Source organism: Sphingobacterium sp. UBA3519, from assembly GCF_002377215.1.
Taxonomy (GTDB): domain Bacteria; phylum Bacteroidota; class Bacteroidia; order Sphingobacteriales; family Sphingobacteriaceae; genus Sphingobacterium; species Sphingobacterium multivorum.
The window spans coordinates 124,461-140,330 of sequence record NZ_DFPI01000035.1 but is presented as its reverse complement, the minus strand read 5'-3'; the positions used below and the strand labels follow the sequence as shown (position 1 = coordinate 140,330).

Sequence of the window (15,870 nt, the reverse complement as noted above, 5' to 3'; positions counted from 1 at the left end):
CAACTGATATCAAGGGTATGTTGCGATCAGAAATCTTAACAAAGAAACATTATCCAGCTAGGGAAGCATCTCTTTTGACAAATGTAAATTATCACAAAAAACGAATATCATTTCTTTTTAACGAATATAAAACAGCGAAGTAACGATTATAAACCATGAGAAAACAGGTAACAGACAGCGTTCTTTTAGTAAGACCCTCTGTCTTCCGTAAAAATGAACAGACTGCGGTCAACAACTTCTTCCAAAAGGATATCGAAAATCTCAGTACAGAAGAAGTCAACAAAGAAGCGCAAGGAGAATTTGACGCGCTAGTAAATGAATTGAAGTCACATGGAATTTTGGTGACTGTCATTCAGGACGACGAAAAATCAGAAAGCCCCGACAGTATATTCCCCAATAATATTGTCTCCTTTCATCAGGATGGAAAAATAATTTTCTATCCTATGTTTGCTCCAAATCGTCGAAAAGAACATTTATTGGATTTCGAAGGTCCATTGAAGCAAAACGGTTATTATGTAAAACTGACTAAGGATCTCAGTGAAGCCGAAAACAATAAACAATATCTGGAGGGCACTGGCGCACTCGTTTTGGACCGAGCTCACCGTATAGCCTACTGTGCCTTATCCGAAAGGGCAGACAGAAGTATGCTCGATGAATATTGCAGAACTGAAAACTATACACCTGTTGTATTTCACGCCTTCCAAACTGTCCATGGAGAGCGGAGACCTATCTATCACACCAATGTGGTGCTAGCCGTAGGCGAAGACTTCGCCATCTTATGCCCACAGGCAATTGACGATCCCGCCGAGCTCAAAACCCTACTGAAAAGTTTGAAAGATACAGGCAAGGAGATCATTGAAATCAACGAGAACCAACTCGAATCTTTTGCGGCAAACTGCCTCCAAGTGAGAAACAAATATGGGAATCGGTTTATTGTCCTGAGCAATCAGGCTTTATCCTCATTGACTTTATACCAAACAGCGCAATTAGAAAAGCATGGCAAAATTATTCATCAGGATCTTCATGTTATCGAAACATGTGGTGGTGGAAGTGTACGCCACATGATGGCCGAAGTTTTTCTTCCGAAAGAAAAAATACTGAGCTAGCCATCAAATATCACGATGCTAGCGGAAAACATCCTTTTAGCAGGTCTACTCTACCACTTTAGGCTTACGAATAAACAAATAAAATGCCCCTTGAAGCCATTGCTCAAAGGGGCATTACCTTTTCTAAAACAATCTAATTTCTCCAGCCAATTTAGAACGAATACCTCAATCCCAATTGGAATTGGTACGGATTTCCTGAAGGTGACACAATACCAGAGTTGTTCAATCTATAATTAAACTGCTGCTTCACGGGATCGAATGCGGGGATTTCGGGATTACCATTTGCTGCCGCGGTCTTTGATACAGCGTACAACGATTGGTTACCTAAAGACTCATTGACTCCCCAGGTTTTCTTAAAGAGATTCGCGACATTGAATACGTCTGCAGAAAGCTCCAAAGCATGCGTTTTGTAGAGGTTGAATTTTTTAGCTATTCTTAAATCAATCAAACCGTAAAAACCATTAATACCACCATTTCTTTCCGCCATCTTACCTTCATACTTTTTAATATAATCTTTCAGACTTTGACTGGCTTCACCATTCGCCAACAAGGCATTCATGGCATCAGCCAAAGCTTTTGGTGTGTTTGTACTATTGGGATCGAAAATAAAGGCCAAGTCATTCGAATTGGATACAAAATCGCCATTGATGTTACCTCCAGCAAGTAAGCTGTAGCGTGTTCCACCAATTCCCGAATAACGAACCCCTACACTGACACCATAAAATGTAGGTAGTGTACCATAAATAACAATTTTGTTTCGGAATTGATTATTCGAATAGCTCATCTTACTCAAATCTCTTGGATCATCTTTTACCGCCAGCGATAAGGTCGCTGTATTGGCAACATTTCCATTGTAGGATGTGTTATCTTTCGCATCGTTCCACGTGTAGCTTACAGAAATCGATCCATCTTTGTAGTACTGATAACTTGCATCCAATACAACTGCAAACTGATTTACTTTTCCCTCAGAGTTCAGTTCTAACACGCGTCCAAACTTATTGGAAATCCTTCCCTGTTTCCAATCTGGAACACCATTTACAATAGCCGTCGCCGGTACGAATACCCCACGATTATCTTCATTCGCCAATCTAAAGAACGGATCTTGAACCATATTACGATCAACATACATGTAGTTGTTGCGTCCTAGATTCATATATCCTGAAAGACTTGCTTTTAATTTTTCGGTAAAGAAGTGCGTGTAAGAAACATTGGCCTTGTACACCACTGGTATTTTCGCATCAGCTCCGTAGGTATTGATCGTTGGCACTTGAAATTGAGCCAAGGTTGGCGTTTTTGACGGATCTTGTCTGTACCCCACAAAATTAGGCGTAGGTACATCGTTACCGCGAACATCTACCGTTGCGAAATGCTTCCCATCAAAAGTTAAATTATTGATGGTCATATAATTATTAATATCAGATGCAAAGATACCTGCCCCTACACGGAAAAAATCTTTTCTTTCTTCATTCACATCCCAAGTCATCTGGAAACGCGGCTGTACTACAAAGGATTTCAACTTGTGATCTGTACGCACCCCCACTTCTTTCAATAATTCTTCATTCAGTGGAGAGGTTGGGTAATGACCATAATCCAATCGTAGTCCCGCAACCAAATCCAATCCTTTTGCCAATTTAGTCTGCAACTGTCCATACGCCCCAGCATTAAATATCTTTCCAATAACAGTTGGATCTGCCACTAAGGGAACTTCCCGGTAAAATGCGTAAGGTTTTAAGTTTGCAAAATTTTGCAATGCCGTATTGGTCGCATCGTCCCTAAAATGAAAACGTCCGTTGACTTCACTTCCGTAAATCGAATTTGCATGTGTATACATCAAATCCACACCAAAAGTATAATTGATATTGTCTGTGCTATAATACAAGTTATTGACCAACTGTACGACATTATTCTTAAAGGACTCCTGGGCAAACCGGTGACCGCCTAATTGGATGTTGGTCGACAGATTACTTCCATCAATGGTAGACACCACATTCTCAACAATGGCACGGGGAATGTTTTGACTAGGCAACATGTCGCCAGGACTACTTTTTTGAAAAGTATACAGGTGTTACAATTTCAGTTCATTAGTAAGCTTGGGGGAAATGGAAGTCCGTAAAGTTGCTAAAAAACTGTTATCAATATTCTTGTCATTTCCGTATGATTCATATAAATTGATAGCGGTATTATCCTCCAGACCAAGTTTATTGAGGTCACTTGTAAAGTTATTGCGTATTGTCAATAAGTTCTTTTCATTGATCTGCCAGTCTATACGACCAAAAACAGCATCAGAATTACGTTTTTTATCGAAAGAACCATATTGCCTATCATTACTCAATCCATATTTTTCACGACCTATCCGAATATACTCATCTAAGGTAGATTGAGTAACATTGAAACGTTTTTCATCTGCGGGAGAATTGATATCCGCAATAATCAGTGGGCGGGCATCCCGTTGATGATCCCATGCAACAAAATAATGTAATTTGTCTTTAATGATCGGACCGCCCAATGTAAATCCATATTGATAGGTAGAAAAATCATTGCTTCGTTTGTTTCCTCTGATATCGTAGGGACTGGACAACCAATCGGCCCTTGAATAAAGCCAAGCGCTTCCGTGCGTTTGATTTGTTCCCTGTTTGGTCACCGCACTAACGGTTCCACCGCCCGCTCTTCCGTAGGTCACATCATACTGGTTGGTGACCACTTTAAATTCCCAGACTGCTTCTATCGAAATGGAGAAAGGTGCGCCGCTACGGCTGGTTGTCGAACCTGCAGAAGTCGGATTTTTGGCATTCATACCATCGATGGTAAAATTGGTAGAAGAGCCCAACTGGCCACCGATATTATCGCCCTTACTCAAAGGAGACAAATCCATTAGCGACGTAAAATTCCGGCCGTTGACAGGCAACTTCGCGATATCCTTGGCTGTAACCGCGGTAGCGGCACCTAGATTTTCTATTTTATTCTTCAGCGTACTTATTCCTGTTAATTCAACAGTTTACAATACATTCGACGTGTTTTGAATAGGAATGGTCAAGCGTACAATATCACCCTGATTTAAATTAAATCCCGAACGAACTTGTTCGCCATAACCTATATAAGTTACTTTGACGGTATAGGGACCACCTAAAGGCAACTCCTTAAAGTTGAAATCACCATTTGCATTGGTTGAGGTCTTCGTTGTGAAACCGGTCGATTCATTCCGTACTTCGATGGAAGCACCATGAACCCCTTTGTTGTTCTCGTCCGTAATCTTTCCGGAAAACCCCGCTTGGGTCGTTTGTGCGTACAACCCTGTTCAAAGTGCGATGGCACACGTTGTAAGAAGAAATTCTTTCATTTAGTTGTTGGTTGTGATAATGAAAGCAAAACTACATCGGAACTGTTAACAGGAGCTAAACGAAATATTATGAAATTATAAACAAAGCATTTCAACGTGTATATAAACAAAATGAAACTTCTTTAGGAAAAAAAGACAATACCGGAAAAGGCAACAAAAGTATTTTAAGATAGGGATAGAAATATCCCGATACTGCAAACATCATGATTTAGCAGACAGTAACAAAAAGAACGCAAACTGAAAATTCTTTCTGCCCAATAATATCACAAAAAAGTCAGCCGAAGCTGACTTTCTAATATAAAATTGTAAACTTAAAATCCAATGGATTAAAGTACTTGTAAAGGTCCCTAAAGAGGCTATCACCATATTTGACATAAAGCAAAGCGAAATTTTCAGAGCGCTCCTGCAGTCCTCCACCCGGAAAAAGCTTTTCCTTCACGTTATCAATATCCGTTAAAGCATGCTGATGGTTCCGCTTCTCAGCTTTCATCAGCTTTTTCTCCAAATTATTGATCGCTTTCTTTAACCGTGCTTTTACGGCTTCAGTGCTAGGACCCAAACTTGGATCTATTTTATGAGTTCTTAACCTTATCTTACCAAAAATGGCGTTCAGCTCCATCCATTCGTCATTGAGATTCAGTCGTTCTTTGGTATGACGTCGAACATACTCTTTTTTCAGCACTTCTGCCGGCCGAAAAATACTCTTAAATGTAAGATCAACACGAAACAACTTAGCTGCAACGTTGTCCTCGGTAATCATTGCTGAGTTACGAGGGATCAAAATTGGAAAATCTACCTGATATTGGTCAAAGTTGGATTTTAACTGCATCCAATAGACCATTTCGGCGCCACCGCCAATATAAGCAAGGTTGGGAAGTATAATTTCCTGATACATCGGCCGCATGACCACATTTGGACTGAAACGCTCTGGATAACACTCGATCTCCTGCTCCAGCTCTGCTTTGGTAAAATAAATATGCTGGTGCAATACTTCGTATCGGCCGTCAGCAGTCAGTACTAAACGCTCTCTAAATTCGTCCGTCAAATAAAAGAAATTAATCTCACGGGCATGCACTTGGGTAGAGAAACCATTTGATTCCAACTCTTCCGATCGCGCTGTTATTGCCTTAAAGCTTTTTTCAGAGAAGATATCTTCCTTAATAATTGGCTTGAACAGTTCCTTCAATTCCCGGTCATCTGCATCGACGATCAAAAGACCGTAAGACTTAAACAACTCATTGACCATATACCGTGTTGCATCTGCTAATCGATCATGGTTCAAATAGGCTTCTTCTACAATGCGTGTCAGCCTGGTCGAATTTTCGGAAAGCCCTAAAATATTGGTATACTGCTTCACAGCATCAACGATTGTTGCGGTATCCATTCGCCCCGTAGCAGAAACAGCAGGAGTATCCCAAGCAATTTTCTTACCGAAGACTCTGGTGTGGTTGATCTCTTCAAAATCATGATCTTCAGTTGCCATCCAATATACTGGAATAAACGTTTTATCAGGATGCTTGGCATGTAAATCTTCAGACAAACGTATTGCCGTCATGATTTTAAAAATAAAATATAAAGGCCCCGTAAAAATATTGAGCTGATGCCCAGTTGTAATGGTATAGGAATTTTGGTCGAGCAACAGTTCTATATTGGCCGCTACAGCAGGAGAATCCTTTAATAGTTCGCCATATTGTTTTTTAAGACGCTCAACAAGAATTTCCCTGTGTTCAAATTTCTTCTTTTCGTTCAATTGCTTTTCAAAACCAGCCCAGGTAGGCCAATTCCCAACAAAAGGTTTTAAGGCTTCATCATGTGCCAAATAGGCTAATAAAGTCTTGGAGAAGCTATTTGTTTCACTATATTCAATATAAGTTGCCTTCATCTGCAAATTTTATTAATTATTCTCTATTCTTAATTGATAACGAAAATCCCCCAAAGCAACCTGACATGGCAGTGAATCTTTTCCGTTAATAGAACCTATTTTCAATTTCAATCAGAAGGCTGATTCATCCTGAAACTACAGGCTTTCTTGAATCTGATTTTAAACGGCTATAGATTGTTTAAAATGGGGATTGTACGTTTACAAATGTATCTAGTTTGCCCCGACAAAATAGTGAATTTTCACAAAAAGCTTGTCCCGCTTTTAAATTATATCATTTTACTGACAATTGCCTATAAACAAACGGGCCTCCTTTGACTAAGGGAGGCCCGTTTGTTTATATTATCATCTATAAGCTTTTATACTTATTTCCTTACAATCTCACCATATAGATCGAAATCTTCAGCTCGGTCGATTTTTACCTGAACAAAATCACCAATGCGTGCATAAGAATCTACCGCGGGAATCAAGACCTCATTGTCGACCTCCGGAGAATCGTATTCTGTCCGGCCAATAAAGTAATCGCCGTCTACCCGATCAACCAGTACTTTATAGGTATTACCGACTTTAGACTGATTGATATCGTACGAAATACCTTGCTGTATTTCCATGATGGCTTCCACCCGTCCTTCTTTTACTTCCTGTGGCACATCGTCCTCCAGAGAATGTGCGTGCGTCTTTTCTTCGTGAGAATAGGTAAAACACCCTAATCTGTCAAAACGGGTTTCTTCAACCCAATCCAACATCTCCTGAAAATCCTGTTCAGTTTCACCTGGATAACCACAAATTAATGTTGTACGCAAAGCGATATCTGGAACTTTGTCACGTATTGCGTTGACAAGATCAATCTGTTTCTGTTTTGTTGTACCTCTTCGCATAGACTTCAACATCGGATCAGATATATGTTGTAGTGGCATATCCAAGTAATTACAGATATTCGAACGTTCGTTCATTGCGTCCAAAATATCCATTGGGAAACCCGAAGGATAGGCATACTGCAGTCTGATCCATTCGATACCATCAACATCTGACAAATGGCGCATTAAATCAGAAAGATTGCGCTTTCCATAAATATCTAAGCCATAATAGGTCAGGTCTTGTGCAATCAGAATCAATTCTTTCGTGCCGTTCGACGCAAGAAATTTTGCCTCTTTGACAAGATCGTCAATGGATTTAGAAACGTGTTTACCACGCATCAGGGGAATTGCACAAAAAGAACATGGTCGGTTACAACCTTCAGCGATCTTAAAGTAAGAAAAATGCGAAGGTGTTGTCAATAAGCGCTCACCCAATAACTCGTGTCGATAATCAGCACCAATGGATGACAATAGCTCCGGTAAATCGTTCGTACCGAAAAAGGCATCAACATTGGGGATTTCAGCCTGTAACTCCGGCTTATATCGCTCAGAAAGACAACCTGTAACGATCACTTTGTTGATTTTACCCTGATCTTTTAGATCCGAATATTGTAAGATCGCATCAATTGATTCTTGTTTGGCATTATCAATAAAACCGCAGGTATTGATTACGACAATATCATTCGCTTGTATATTGGATGCTTCATGCACGACTTCCATCTGATCGCCCTTTAACTGGCCCATCAGGACTTCACTATCGTGAATATTTTTCGAACAGCCCAAGGTTACCACATTGACACGTGGTTTATTTATCAAAGGGGCTGGTTTCGCGTATTTTGTCTTCATATGATTAGACGGTAGACTCTATTTGAAAAGGGAGTCGACAAATTCCTTTTTGTTAAACAACTGAAGATCACCAATTTTCTCTCCTACACCAATATATTTCACCGGGATCTTAAATTGATCAGATATACCAATAACCACCCCGCCCTTCGCCGTTCCATCGAGTTTCGTCAATGCTAAAGCGTTCACATCGGTTGCCTGTGTAAATTGCGTACATTGCTCAATGGCGTTTTGCCCTGTTGATGCGTCCAAGACCAACAAGATTTCATGTGGTGCACCTGGAACAACCTTTTGCATAACATTCTTAATCTTCGTGAGCTCATTCATTAGCCCAACCTTATTGTGCAAACGGCCTGCGGTATCAATGATACACACATCTTCGCCATTTGCTACTGCCGATTTCACGGTATCATAAGCCACTGAAGCAGGATCCGAGCCCATGGCCTGAGCGACAACACGCACGCCAACACGCTCACCCCATAATTTAAGTTGATCAACAGCAGCCGCCCGAAAGGTATCCGCTGCCCCCAATACAACTTTGCTTCCAGCTTGTTTCAGCTGATGAGCCAGTTTGCCAATAGTCGTTGTCTTGCCAACCCCATTGACACCTACAACCATAATAACGTATGGTTTATGATCGCCATAATTGAAATTCTCGAAATCAGCACTATTGTTCTCTGCCAGTAGCGTTTGAATTTCTTCTTTCAGGAGATTGTTGAGCTCAGAAGTAGAAACGTACTTATCTCGGGCAACACGGGCCTGTATGCGATCAATGATTTTTAAGGTAGTCGTAACCCCAACATCAGAAGTAACCAAAACCTCTTCCAGATTATCCAGCACATCGTCATCTACTGTTGATTTACCAACGACAGCTTTTGTAATCTTGGAAAGAAAGCCTTCTTTTGTTTTTTCCAAACCTTTGTCTAAGGCCTGTTCTTCTTCTTGTGTTTGTGGTTTTTTCTTAAAAAAATCAAATAATCCCATGGAGTGTAGTAGTGAAAATTGATGTTCAAATATAAACAAATGTCCTCAACAAAAAAAGCCCTTTCGGTAGGATACCAAAACGGCTATTTTTATCGAATTCTTTTTAAAGAAAAACTTTAAAAAAGGAAAATGCTACTCGTTATTTTTGAGCTGCAGCAACGACGTCTTTCACTTTATCGTTGTGAACCATACCTTCTTTGAAAGTATACGCGCCAGTTTTTGCAGATTTAGTAGTAATAATAACCTTTGTAAATTCTTTACCGCCACCTTTTTGTAACGATGCAACTGCTTTCTTTGCCATGGTATATTAATATTTTACTTAGCCTCTCTTTCAAGTGCTAAGATGTGTGACTTACTTAATTTCTTTATGAACAGTAACTTTTCTCAATACTGGGTTGAATTTTTTCAATTCCAAACGCTCAGTTGTGTTCTTTTTGTTTTTAGTAGTGATGTAACGAGACATTCCCGGAAGACCACTTTCTTTGTGTTCAGTACATTCTAAGATAACTTGTACTCTATTTCCTTTTTTAGCCATTGTTTTACTTTATTTTGAATCCTATTATAGGATTGAAATTCATGAATAATCTTAATGTAACAGGCGCGACAATCAATTAGATTGACCCTTTAACGATAAATTTATTGATCGCTGCTGTAATCCCGTTCTTATTGATAGTCTTGATAGCAGAAGTAGATACTTTCAACGTAATCCAACGATCTTCTTCTGGAATGTAAAAACGTTTCGTTTGTAAATTTGGATAGAATTTACGTTTAGTTTTAACGTTTGAGTGAGAAACGTTATTTCCTGTTAACGCCGCTTTGCCTGTTAAATCACAAATTCTTGACATGATATTATTTTTTTGTTGTCTTTATTACAATATGTTAATCCTTTGCACTCTCTGCAAAGAGTTTGCAAATATCTATATTTTTTTTTGGATAAGCAACAAGATAATTGGAATTATTTTTAAAAATAGTTCTACACAGGAAGGGTAAGGGCAAAAATAAAGGATTTTATTGTATTATATTTGCTCTGTAAAGAAAAATAGTTTTCAACAATTCACATTTATGAACAAATATCTTCGCAAGGGCTTAAGGGAAATAATCATTGGTGTCGTACTTGTAATCTTAGGATATTACCTCATGGAACAACGCTCCAACTGGTATAAACTTGCTATGCTTGTCGGAGTTATTGTATTTAGTATCGGTGTCCTGACTTTGATCTATCGCATGATTCGTAAAGTAGACCGAAATGCCATTATGGAGATGCGCGAAGAATCGCATAAAAAAGAGAAAGAAGGAGATGCTGATCAAAACTAGGGGTATTGTCCTAAAAACAACCAACTATTCGGAGAGTAGCCTTGTTGCGCAGATATACACGGAACAGTTTGGGATGCAATCCTATCTCATCACGGGCGCAAGGAAGCCTAAAGCAAAGATCAAGGCCAATATTCTTCAACCCTTACATTTACTGGAAATTGTCGCTACACATAAAGATAATGGTTCTTTACAGCGGATCTCCGAAGCGCGTCAAGTCCCTGTCTTGCAAGAAATACCTTATGATATTGTTAAAAGCTCGCTCGCACTTTTTCTGAATGAAATACTCTATAAAATTCTGAAGGAACAAGAAAATGACGATTATCTTTTTGAATTCATCCATCAGTCTGTACGTTGGCTAGATGAAACGCATTTAAATCTGGCCAATTTCCATCTTGTTTTTTTAATCAAGCTAACCCGCTTTCTCGGGTTTTATCCCGCTGAATCAAAACAGGCCCACCCTTATTTTAATCTTCATGAAGCTACCTTCTCCGATAGCCTTCCTGAACACCCGCTTGTATTACAGGAACCACATACGTCAATTTTCAGAAATTTAATCGAATCCGAATATTCGAATTGTGACCGCATAAAAATGACCGCTTCTGATCGACAATTCCTGCTGGAAAAAGTGCTCGACTTCTATCGTCTCCACCGCACAAATTTTAAAGAAATAAAATCGCTCTATATACTCGAAGAAATATTTAGATAAGCTACGCACAGCTTTCTCCTTTGAAAGCGAATTCTATGCTGCCTTTAGATCCAAAACAGGCGGATGAACGCGGCTATTCTTTTGCGCAAGCGCAGCAACTGTAGCTCTTCCAAACACTTACCCTTTTATAATAATTGATCTCTCGGATAAATTCTTGGTACATTTATTGTAAAAAAATTGAAATAACATTTTGATTTACTAGAATCATTTTCACCTAAAAAAGTCTTAAAATATGGAACTTAAAGAAAACTTTTTAAAGGTTGTTCGAGACAACTATGCCAACTTTGAAGGAAGGGCTCGCCGTAAGGAATATTGGATGTTTTTCCTTGCAAATCTCATCATTAGCGCAATATTTGCAATACTTGGACAAATTGCAAGCTTATTTACGTATGTCTCAGGTTTAGTAAGTTTAGCTTTAATAATTCCTGGAATAGCCGTTACGGTCCGAAGATTACATGACACCAATAAATCAGGCTGGTTTATATTAGTTGCATTGATTCCATTTATTGGTTGGATCTACCTGCTTTACTTATTGGTACTGGAAGGCGACAAGGCTTCAAATCAATATGGTCCAGATCCCAAAGGGATGGAAAACGTAACAAATCATCCTTTTACTCAAAGCCAAGATCCCTTCGGTTCTTCTCGGCCACAGGACCCATTTGGAAGTTCACAACCATCAAATCCTACGCCACCAGCACCTGATAAAGATCCTTTTGCTTAGATGCTAACAGCATAAAAAAAGCTTTCACAATTGTGAAAGCTTTTTTTATATTATTTTGCTTCTTCTCTATACCACATCAATGGTCGTCAAAAGAAAATATTCGATAGCCTACAAACATGTATACGCTCGTCGAATGCAATCCAATAAAAAATTAATGTCTGTGTTTTTTCTTTTGTTGTCCCGGAGCAAAATCACGTGCCGACTGCTCACCATAGTATTTTTTAGCATGCCCAGGAGGCATTCTTTTCGGACCACGGCCATGACCATGGTGATGATGGGCAGAATAACAGGCCGACATGGATAGCGCAATAACAACAGACAGCCCCAATACTAGAATACGTTTCATCTTCACTAACTATTTTTAAATACCCTATTACAATTATCAGTCCAAATTATTTACTCAAGCAAGTAAACACGCCCTGTCGCAGAATATCCTTTTCTAAGAGCCAGATTTCCCATAAAATAAAAAAGCCCATGCTGTTCGCATAGGCCTTTTCACAATAAATATATCTTGAATCTAATTAGATAACTCTTACATTTACCGCATTAAGACCTTTACGGCCTTGTTCAACTTCGTAAGATACATTGTCATTCTCACGAACTTTGTCTACTAATCCAGAAACGTGAACAAAAATTTCGCTCTCGCCTGAGTTAGGGATGATGAAACCGAAACCTTTGGTCTCATTAAAGAATTTTACTTTACCTTCTTGCATGGCACTATATTATTAATTTCCCTAAAGGTAGAGAAATAAAATCAAAAATCTTAACCTTTTTATTTTTTTTATCCGTTAAACTTTTTCATAAACTTTGGCTCCAATCTTGTAGCAATGCGATAATGGCAATCGTATTATTATAAAAAGTTAAAGACGAAAAATATGAAAAAAATACTATTAGGACTAGCCTTTTTAGGTTTGATGACCCAAGTAAACGCGCAACAAATGGTTAATAAAGAATTTGTATCTACGGTAGGCCGTGCAGAAGAAGAAGTAACACCAGATATTATCTATATTGATGTTACCCTAAAAGAGTTTTATGAGAACGGTAACACGAAGAAAAAGGCCGCAATAGAAAAGCTAGAAAAAGATCTGTTCGATTCGGCGACAAAAGCGGGTGTAAAAAAAGAAGATTTTACCATCCAGAATATCTGGAGCTATAATGTTCCGGATAAAAAGAAAAAAGACACCGATATCTTGCTCTCCAGACAATACCGTATTAAGGTAACCAACTTGAACAATTTGGGCCAACTATTAGACGGTGTTGACAAAGCCGGTATCCAAAGCACCTATATTAGCGAATATGATTATTCAAAGAAAAAGGAGTTGGAAAAAAGTTTAAAAACCAAGGCGGTATTGGATGCAAAAGTCAATGCTCAAATTTTGGCAGAAGCCGCAGGCCAAAAAATTGGTAAAGCGATCGTATTATCTGAAACACCACAACAAATTATATTTGGCGTACAACCGATGATGCGTAATGCCATGTATAAAGGTGCTATGGCCGAAGCAGCAGACAGCGCTGGTGACAGTGGGTTAGATTTAAATATCAGACCGATGAAAGTTACGAGTGAAATCAGCGCTTCATTTGAGTTATTGTAATCATGCATAGGGAAAAAACTCCAGCAGATAAATTAAAACAAATTGACCAAGATTTCGGTTGGATTGACCGAATATCTTGGTTAATGGATAATCAATTCAAGATTGGAAACTTTCGCTTCGGACTTGATCCAGTCTTGAATCTCATCCCCTTAGGTGGCGCGATAGCGGGCTTCGGAACCTCTCTGGTTCTTGTCATAGCCATGTGGCGTAACGGCGCCAGTCCAAAATTAGTCATACGCATGTTACTCAATATCTCGATTGATGCTGTTTTGGGTAGCATTCCTTTCCTCGGAAACTTTTTTGATTTTTTTAGCAAGGCCAATGAAAAGAACATCAAATTATTACGACAACATTACTACGAAGGCAAGCATTCAGGCTCGGGTATCGGTATAATCATCAGTATTCTAACGGTCTTCTTCTTATTCATCGGTGTTACATTTTATCTTATCTGGACGTTATTCTCTTGGGCATTCTCGCTATTGAATACCCTCGGATCCTAAATAAACCTCCTTGCTTCACCTATAGGGCAGAATCCTTCGCATTTCTCTTAAAACAGTTGCCCATATCTAATATCTATTTAATAATTTTGATCGCGATAGTCATCGTGTTATGACATCCAGAACTTAATCTCAAATTTAAAATGAGCAAAAAAAGAATATTTGCACTGATTTTGATCGTCATCATGCTGGCCGCAATTTTGACTAACCCAAGCAAAGAGGAACACGAAAAGGTTGTACGCGCGAAAGCTGAACAGCTATTGAAAAGCCAGCTTCATGCGAAAGATCAAGAGTTTTTCGGATTGGGGATGCAGCTCTTCGGAAATGACATCGTCGATAAATTTATCCAAAGTTCCGTTGTGGTCGACAACTACTATTTGTTTTCGCTAACCAAAATAAAATGGCAGGGTACAGAACAGATTATCGGTGGCGGAGCTTTTAAATACATCTGGCTGAGCCCAAAAATTGATGAAAAGGCCGACGAAATTATTGCTGCATTGAAAAAGATTTAACATGCCTTTAGAAATACTTTATCAAGACGAATCCATCGTTGCAATCAATAAACCACATGGACTATTGGTGCACCGATCTGCTATTGCGCGCGATGCTTCAGCGTTTGCCCTACAGCTCCTTCGGGACCAATTAGGAAAAACCGTTTATCCCGCACATCGTTTGGACAGGAAGACCGGAGGCATTCTGTTATTTTCATTAAATAAGGAGACGGACCAATACTTACAAAAAAGTTTTCAGGAGCGTAAGATCGACAAAAAATACCTCGCTGTTCTGAGGGGCTTCGCGCCAGCAGAAGGCCTGATTGACTATCCCTTAAAAAGGGACGATGGCACCGTTCAGGAAGCACAAACATCTTTTCGCTTACTTGCTCAAGGCGAGTTGGCCGTTCCCTTCGGAAAATTTCCGACAGCACGATACAGTCTCGTCGAAGCCAACCCAATTACGGGTCGTATGCATCAGTTACGTCGCCATTTTGCGCATATCTTTCATCCCATTATCGGCGATCGTCCGCACGGATGCAACAAACAAAACAAGTTCTGGAAAGAAGCCTACCAAATGGATACCATGCTATTGCATGCCTCGGAACTGACCTTTAAACATCCTTTATCGGGCGAAGACGTTCATATCAAAGCACCCCTACAACCCGATTTCATCCGGGTATTGGAAATATTAAACCTCAACGCGATATGTTAAAATTGATTCTCGAAGCCTTTATCAGCATATCCGGTATTACCGCAGCTTCTGGTATTGTCTATCAGGATAGGCAAATCCATATCGTTTCTGACAATAGCAATTATATCTACAGCTATAGTATCACAGACCAAAAGTTGTCTAAAACGGCACTACGGCAGTCTGATCCGATGGAAAATAGGGCTAAAGCAGCTAAAATGGATTTGGAATCGATCACTTTCGATAGAAGCCGCTATTATCTTTATGGCTCTGGTTCTACCCCAAACAGAAACACTCGTTTTATTTGGGACGGCAAAACAGTCCTTCAGGAAGACTACAGTAACATCTATTCTTCCTTAATGGAAAAATTCAATATTTCCAAAGAAGACTTCAATATTGAAGGCGTAGTTCATTTAAAAGATAAGATCTTATTTTTTAACCGGGGAAATGGCCCTAAAGGCATAAATGCCATTTTAGAGTATCATCCGCTTGCTGCCGAACAATCCCGCTGTATCCCGATTGAACTACCCAAGCTCAATGGCATCTCGACAGGTTTCTCAGATGCCACCCTGGTTGGAAATGAAATCTATTTTATTGCTACCGCCGAAAATGCAAAATCGACTTATCTGGATGGAGAGATCAGTGGTTCTCTTCTTGGAAAAATACCTTCCGATCTTTCCGGCAAACCCGAGACATTCGAAATTCCCGAAAAGCATAAATTTGAAGGAATCACATTGAAAGAGGAAACGGCCCAAGGCCTAATGTTCCTGCTATGTGAAGATACCGATAGCGAAGATGATTATATGACCATCTATTCGCTCCGGGTAAGCAATTAAATCGATTGTTCTAAAA

20 protein-coding genes are annotated in these 15,870 nt (G+C 39.4%); 9 read left to right on the top strand and 11 right to left on the bottom strand.

The window, feature by feature from the left end; translation table 11 throughout:
• Nucleotides 1-155 precede the first annotated feature (155 nt).
• Nucleotides 156-1,106, top strand: coding sequence for a citrulline utilization hydrolase CtlX (ctlX, locus tag B3297_RS22565; protein WP_070562556.1), 951 nt, complete (start codon nucleotides 156-158; stop codon nucleotides 1,104-1,106).
• Nucleotides 1,107-1,257: 151 nt separating this feature from the next.
• Here the strand turns inward: ctlX and B3297_RS22560 are convergent, their stop codons facing one another.
• The 9 genes from B3297_RS22560 to rpmB form a co-directional block, all read right to left on the bottom strand.
• Nucleotides 1,258-3,135 (bottom strand): hypothetical protein, encoded by a 1,878-nt coding sequence (locus B3297_RS22560; RefSeq protein WP_286779529.1) that lies wholly within the window; start codon nucleotides 3,133-3,135, stop codon nucleotides 1,258-1,260.
• Nucleotides 3,136-3,171: 36 nt separating this feature from the next.
• On the bottom strand, nucleotides 3,172-3,978 hold the full coding sequence (locus tag B3297_RS22555; protein ID WP_286779528.1) for a hypothetical protein: 807 nt from the start codon (nucleotides 3,976-3,978) through the stop codon (nucleotides 3,172-3,174).
• Between the two features lie 123 nt (nucleotides 3,979-4,101).
• Nucleotides 4,102-4,395, bottom strand: coding sequence for a carboxypeptidase-like regulatory domain-containing protein (locus B3297_RS22550; protein WP_254667657.1), 294 nt, complete (start codon nucleotides 4,393-4,395; stop codon nucleotides 4,102-4,104).
• A gap of 340 nt (nucleotides 4,396-4,735) precedes the next feature.
• Nucleotides 4,736-6,325, bottom strand: coding sequence for a bacillithiol biosynthesis cysteine-adding enzyme BshC (bshC, locus tag B3297_RS22545; protein WP_070562559.1), 1,590 nt, complete (start codon nucleotides 6,323-6,325; stop codon nucleotides 4,736-4,738).
• 362 nt (nucleotides 6,326-6,687) lie between these two features.
• A complete protein-coding gene (gene rimO, locus B3297_RS22540; RefSeq protein WP_286779527.1) occupies nucleotides 6,688-8,025 on the bottom strand; it encodes a 30S ribosomal protein S12 methylthiotransferase RimO in 1,338 nt (445 codons plus the stop codon).
• An 18-nt stretch (nucleotides 8,026-8,043) separates the two neighbouring features.
• Nucleotides 8,044-9,006, bottom strand: coding sequence for a signal recognition particle-docking protein FtsY (gene ftsY, locus B3297_RS22535; RefSeq protein ID WP_046672598.1), 963 nt, complete (start codon nucleotides 9,004-9,006; stop codon nucleotides 8,044-8,046).
• A 139-nt stretch (nucleotides 9,007-9,145) separates the two neighbouring features.
• Nucleotides 9,146-9,307, bottom strand: a complete 162-nt coding sequence (locus B3297_RS22530; protein ID WP_070562566.1) for a DUF4295 domain-containing protein — start codon at nucleotides 9,305-9,307, stop codon at nucleotides 9,146-9,148.
• Between the two features lie 51 nt (nucleotides 9,308-9,358).
• Nucleotides 9,359-9,541: a 50S ribosomal protein L33 gene (gene rpmG / locus B3297_RS22525; RefSeq protein ID WP_002998409.1), complete on the bottom strand. Its 183-nt coding sequence runs from the start codon at nucleotides 9,539-9,541 to the stop codon at nucleotides 9,359-9,361.
• 76 nt (nucleotides 9,542-9,617) lie between these two features.
• Nucleotides 9,618-9,851, bottom strand: a complete 234-nt coding sequence (rpmB, locus tag B3297_RS22520; RefSeq protein ID WP_046672597.1) for a 50S ribosomal protein L28 — start codon at nucleotides 9,849-9,851, stop codon at nucleotides 9,618-9,620.
• Between the two features lie 217 nt (nucleotides 9,852-10,068).
• On the opposite strand from rpmB, the gene B3297_RS22515 reads away from it, so the two are divergent.
• From B3297_RS22515 to B3297_RS22505, 3 genes are all read left to right on the top strand, one after another.
• Nucleotides 10,069-10,320, top strand: coding sequence for a hypothetical protein (locus tag B3297_RS22515; RefSeq protein WP_046672596.1), 252 nt, complete (start codon nucleotides 10,069-10,071; stop codon nucleotides 10,318-10,320).
• Nucleotides 10,304-11,026 (top strand): DNA repair protein RecO, encoded by a 723-nt coding sequence (gene recO, locus B3297_RS22510; protein ID WP_070562569.1) that lies wholly within the window; start codon nucleotides 10,304-10,306, stop codon nucleotides 11,024-11,026. The genes B3297_RS22515 and recO overlap by 17 nt, the downstream gene beginning before the upstream one ends.
• A 232-nt stretch (nucleotides 11,027-11,258) precedes the next feature.
• The gene (locus B3297_RS22505) at nucleotides 11,259-11,747 is read left to right on the top strand and encodes a DUF805 domain-containing protein (protein ID WP_070562574.1); all 489 of its coding nucleotides are present in this window, start codon (nucleotides 11,259-11,261) and stop codon (nucleotides 11,745-11,747) included.
• Nucleotides 11,748-11,898: 151 nt separating this feature from the next.
• On the opposite strand, the gene B3297_RS22500 is transcribed toward B3297_RS22505, so the two are convergent.
• Together B3297_RS22500 and B3297_RS22495 are read right to left on the bottom strand one after the other, a co-directional pair.
• Nucleotides 11,899-12,093, bottom strand: a complete 195-nt coding sequence (locus B3297_RS22500) for a hypothetical protein (RefSeq protein ID WP_046672594.1) — start codon at nucleotides 12,091-12,093, stop codon at nucleotides 11,899-11,901.
• Between the two features lie 175 nt (nucleotides 12,094-12,268).
• Nucleotides 12,269-12,460 (bottom strand): cold-shock protein, encoded by a 192-nt coding sequence (locus B3297_RS22495; RefSeq protein ID WP_046672593.1) that lies wholly within the window; start codon nucleotides 12,458-12,460, stop codon nucleotides 12,269-12,271.
• Between the two features lie 162 nt (nucleotides 12,461-12,622).
• On the opposite strand from B3297_RS22495, the gene B3297_RS22490 reads away from it, so the two are divergent.
• From B3297_RS22490 to B3297_RS22470, 5 genes are all read left to right on the top strand, one after another.
• On the top strand, nucleotides 12,623-13,339 hold the full coding sequence (locus B3297_RS22490) for an SIMPL domain-containing protein (protein WP_046672592.1): 717 nt from the start codon (nucleotides 12,623-12,625) through the stop codon (nucleotides 13,337-13,339).
• A gap of 2 nt (nucleotides 13,340-13,341) precedes the next feature.
• Nucleotides 13,342-13,839, top strand: a complete 498-nt coding sequence (locus B3297_RS22485; protein WP_070562577.1) for a DUF4112 domain-containing protein — start codon at nucleotides 13,342-13,344, stop codon at nucleotides 13,837-13,839.
• 140 nt (nucleotides 13,840-13,979) lie between these two features.
• Nucleotides 13,980-14,348, top strand: coding sequence for a DUF4359 domain-containing protein (locus B3297_RS22480; RefSeq protein ID WP_070562579.1), 369 nt, complete (start codon nucleotides 13,980-13,982; stop codon nucleotides 14,346-14,348).
• A 1-nt stretch (nucleotide 14,349) separates the two neighbouring features.
• The gene (locus tag B3297_RS22475; protein WP_070562582.1) at nucleotides 14,350-15,042 is read left to right on the top strand and encodes a pseudouridine synthase; all 693 of its coding nucleotides are present in this window, start codon (nucleotides 14,350-14,352) and stop codon (nucleotides 15,040-15,042) included.
• Nucleotides 15,036-15,854, top strand: a complete 819-nt coding sequence (locus B3297_RS22470) for a DUF6929 family protein (RefSeq protein ID WP_286779526.1) — start codon at nucleotides 15,036-15,038, stop codon at nucleotides 15,852-15,854. Before B3297_RS22475 ends, B3297_RS22470 begins: the two co-directional genes overlap by 7 nt.
• Nucleotides 15,855-15,870: the final 16 nt, after the last annotated feature.

Bases quoted from the DNA above. Each gene is read 5' to 3' on its own strand.
- B3297_RS22530 (WP_070562566.1), bottom strand. From the start codon at position 9,307: ATGGCAAAGAAAGCAGTTGCATCGTTACAAAAAGGTGGCGGTAAAGAA.
- rpmB (WP_046672597.1), bottom strand. From the start codon at position 9,851: ATGTCAAGAATTTGTGATTTAACAGGCAAAGCGGCGTTAACAGGAAAT.
- B3297_RS22500 (WP_046672594.1), bottom strand. From the start codon at position 12,093: ATGAAACGTATTCTAGTATTGGGGCTGTCTGTTGTTATTGCGCTATCC.
- rimO (WP_286779527.1), bottom strand. From the start codon at position 8,025: ATGAAGACAAAATACGCGAAACCAGCCCCTTTGATAAATAAACCACGT.
- ctlX (WP_070562556.1), top strand. From the start codon at position 156: ATGAGAAAACAGGTAACAGACAGCGTTCTTTTAGTAAGACCCTCTGTC.
- rpmG (WP_002998409.1), bottom strand. From the start codon at position 9,541: ATGGCTAAAAAAGGAAATAGAGTACAAGTTATCTTAGAATGTACTGAA.
- B3297_RS22475 (WP_070562582.1), top strand. From the start codon at position 14,350: ATGCCTTTAGAAATACTTTATCAAGACGAATCCATCGTTGCAATCAAT.
- ftsY (WP_046672598.1), bottom strand. From the start codon at position 9,006: ATGGGATTATTTGATTTTTTTAAGAAAAAACCACAAACACAAGAAGAA.
- bshC (WP_070562559.1), bottom strand. From the start codon at position 6,325: ATGAAGGCAACTTATATTGAATATAGTGAAACAAATAGCTTCTCCAAG.
- B3297_RS22485 (WP_070562577.1), top strand. From the start codon at position 13,342: ATGCATAGGGAAAAAACTCCAGCAGATAAATTAAAACAAATTGACCAA.
- B3297_RS22495 (WP_046672593.1), bottom strand. From the start codon at position 12,460: ATGCAAGAAGGTAAAGTAAAATTCTTTAATGAGACCAAAGGTTTCGGT.
- recO (WP_070562569.1), top strand. From the start codon at position 10,304: ATGCTGATCAAAACTAGGGGTATTGTCCTAAAAACAACCAACTATTCG.
- B3297_RS22515 (WP_046672596.1), top strand. From the start codon at position 10,069: ATGAACAAATATCTTCGCAAGGGCTTAAGGGAAATAATCATTGGTGTC.
- B3297_RS22490 (WP_046672592.1), top strand. From the start codon at position 12,623: ATGAAAAAAATACTATTAGGACTAGCCTTTTTAGGTTTGATGACCCAA.
- B3297_RS22480 (WP_070562579.1), top strand. From the start codon at position 13,980: ATGAGCAAAAAAAGAATATTTGCACTGATTTTGATCGTCATCATGCTG.
- B3297_RS22505 (WP_070562574.1), top strand. From the start codon at position 11,259: ATGGAACTTAAAGAAAACTTTTTAAAGGTTGTTCGAGACAACTATGCC.
- B3297_RS22555 (WP_286779528.1), bottom strand. From the start codon at position 3,978: ATGGATTTGTCTCCTTTGAGTAAGGGCGATAATATCGGTGGCCAGTTG.
- B3297_RS22470 (WP_286779526.1), top strand. From the start codon at position 15,036: ATGTTAAAATTGATTCTCGAAGCCTTTATCAGCATATCCGGTATTACC.
- B3297_RS22560 (WP_286779529.1), bottom strand. From the start codon at position 3,135: ATGTTGCCTAGTCAAAACATTCCCCGTGCCATTGTTGAGAATGTGGTG.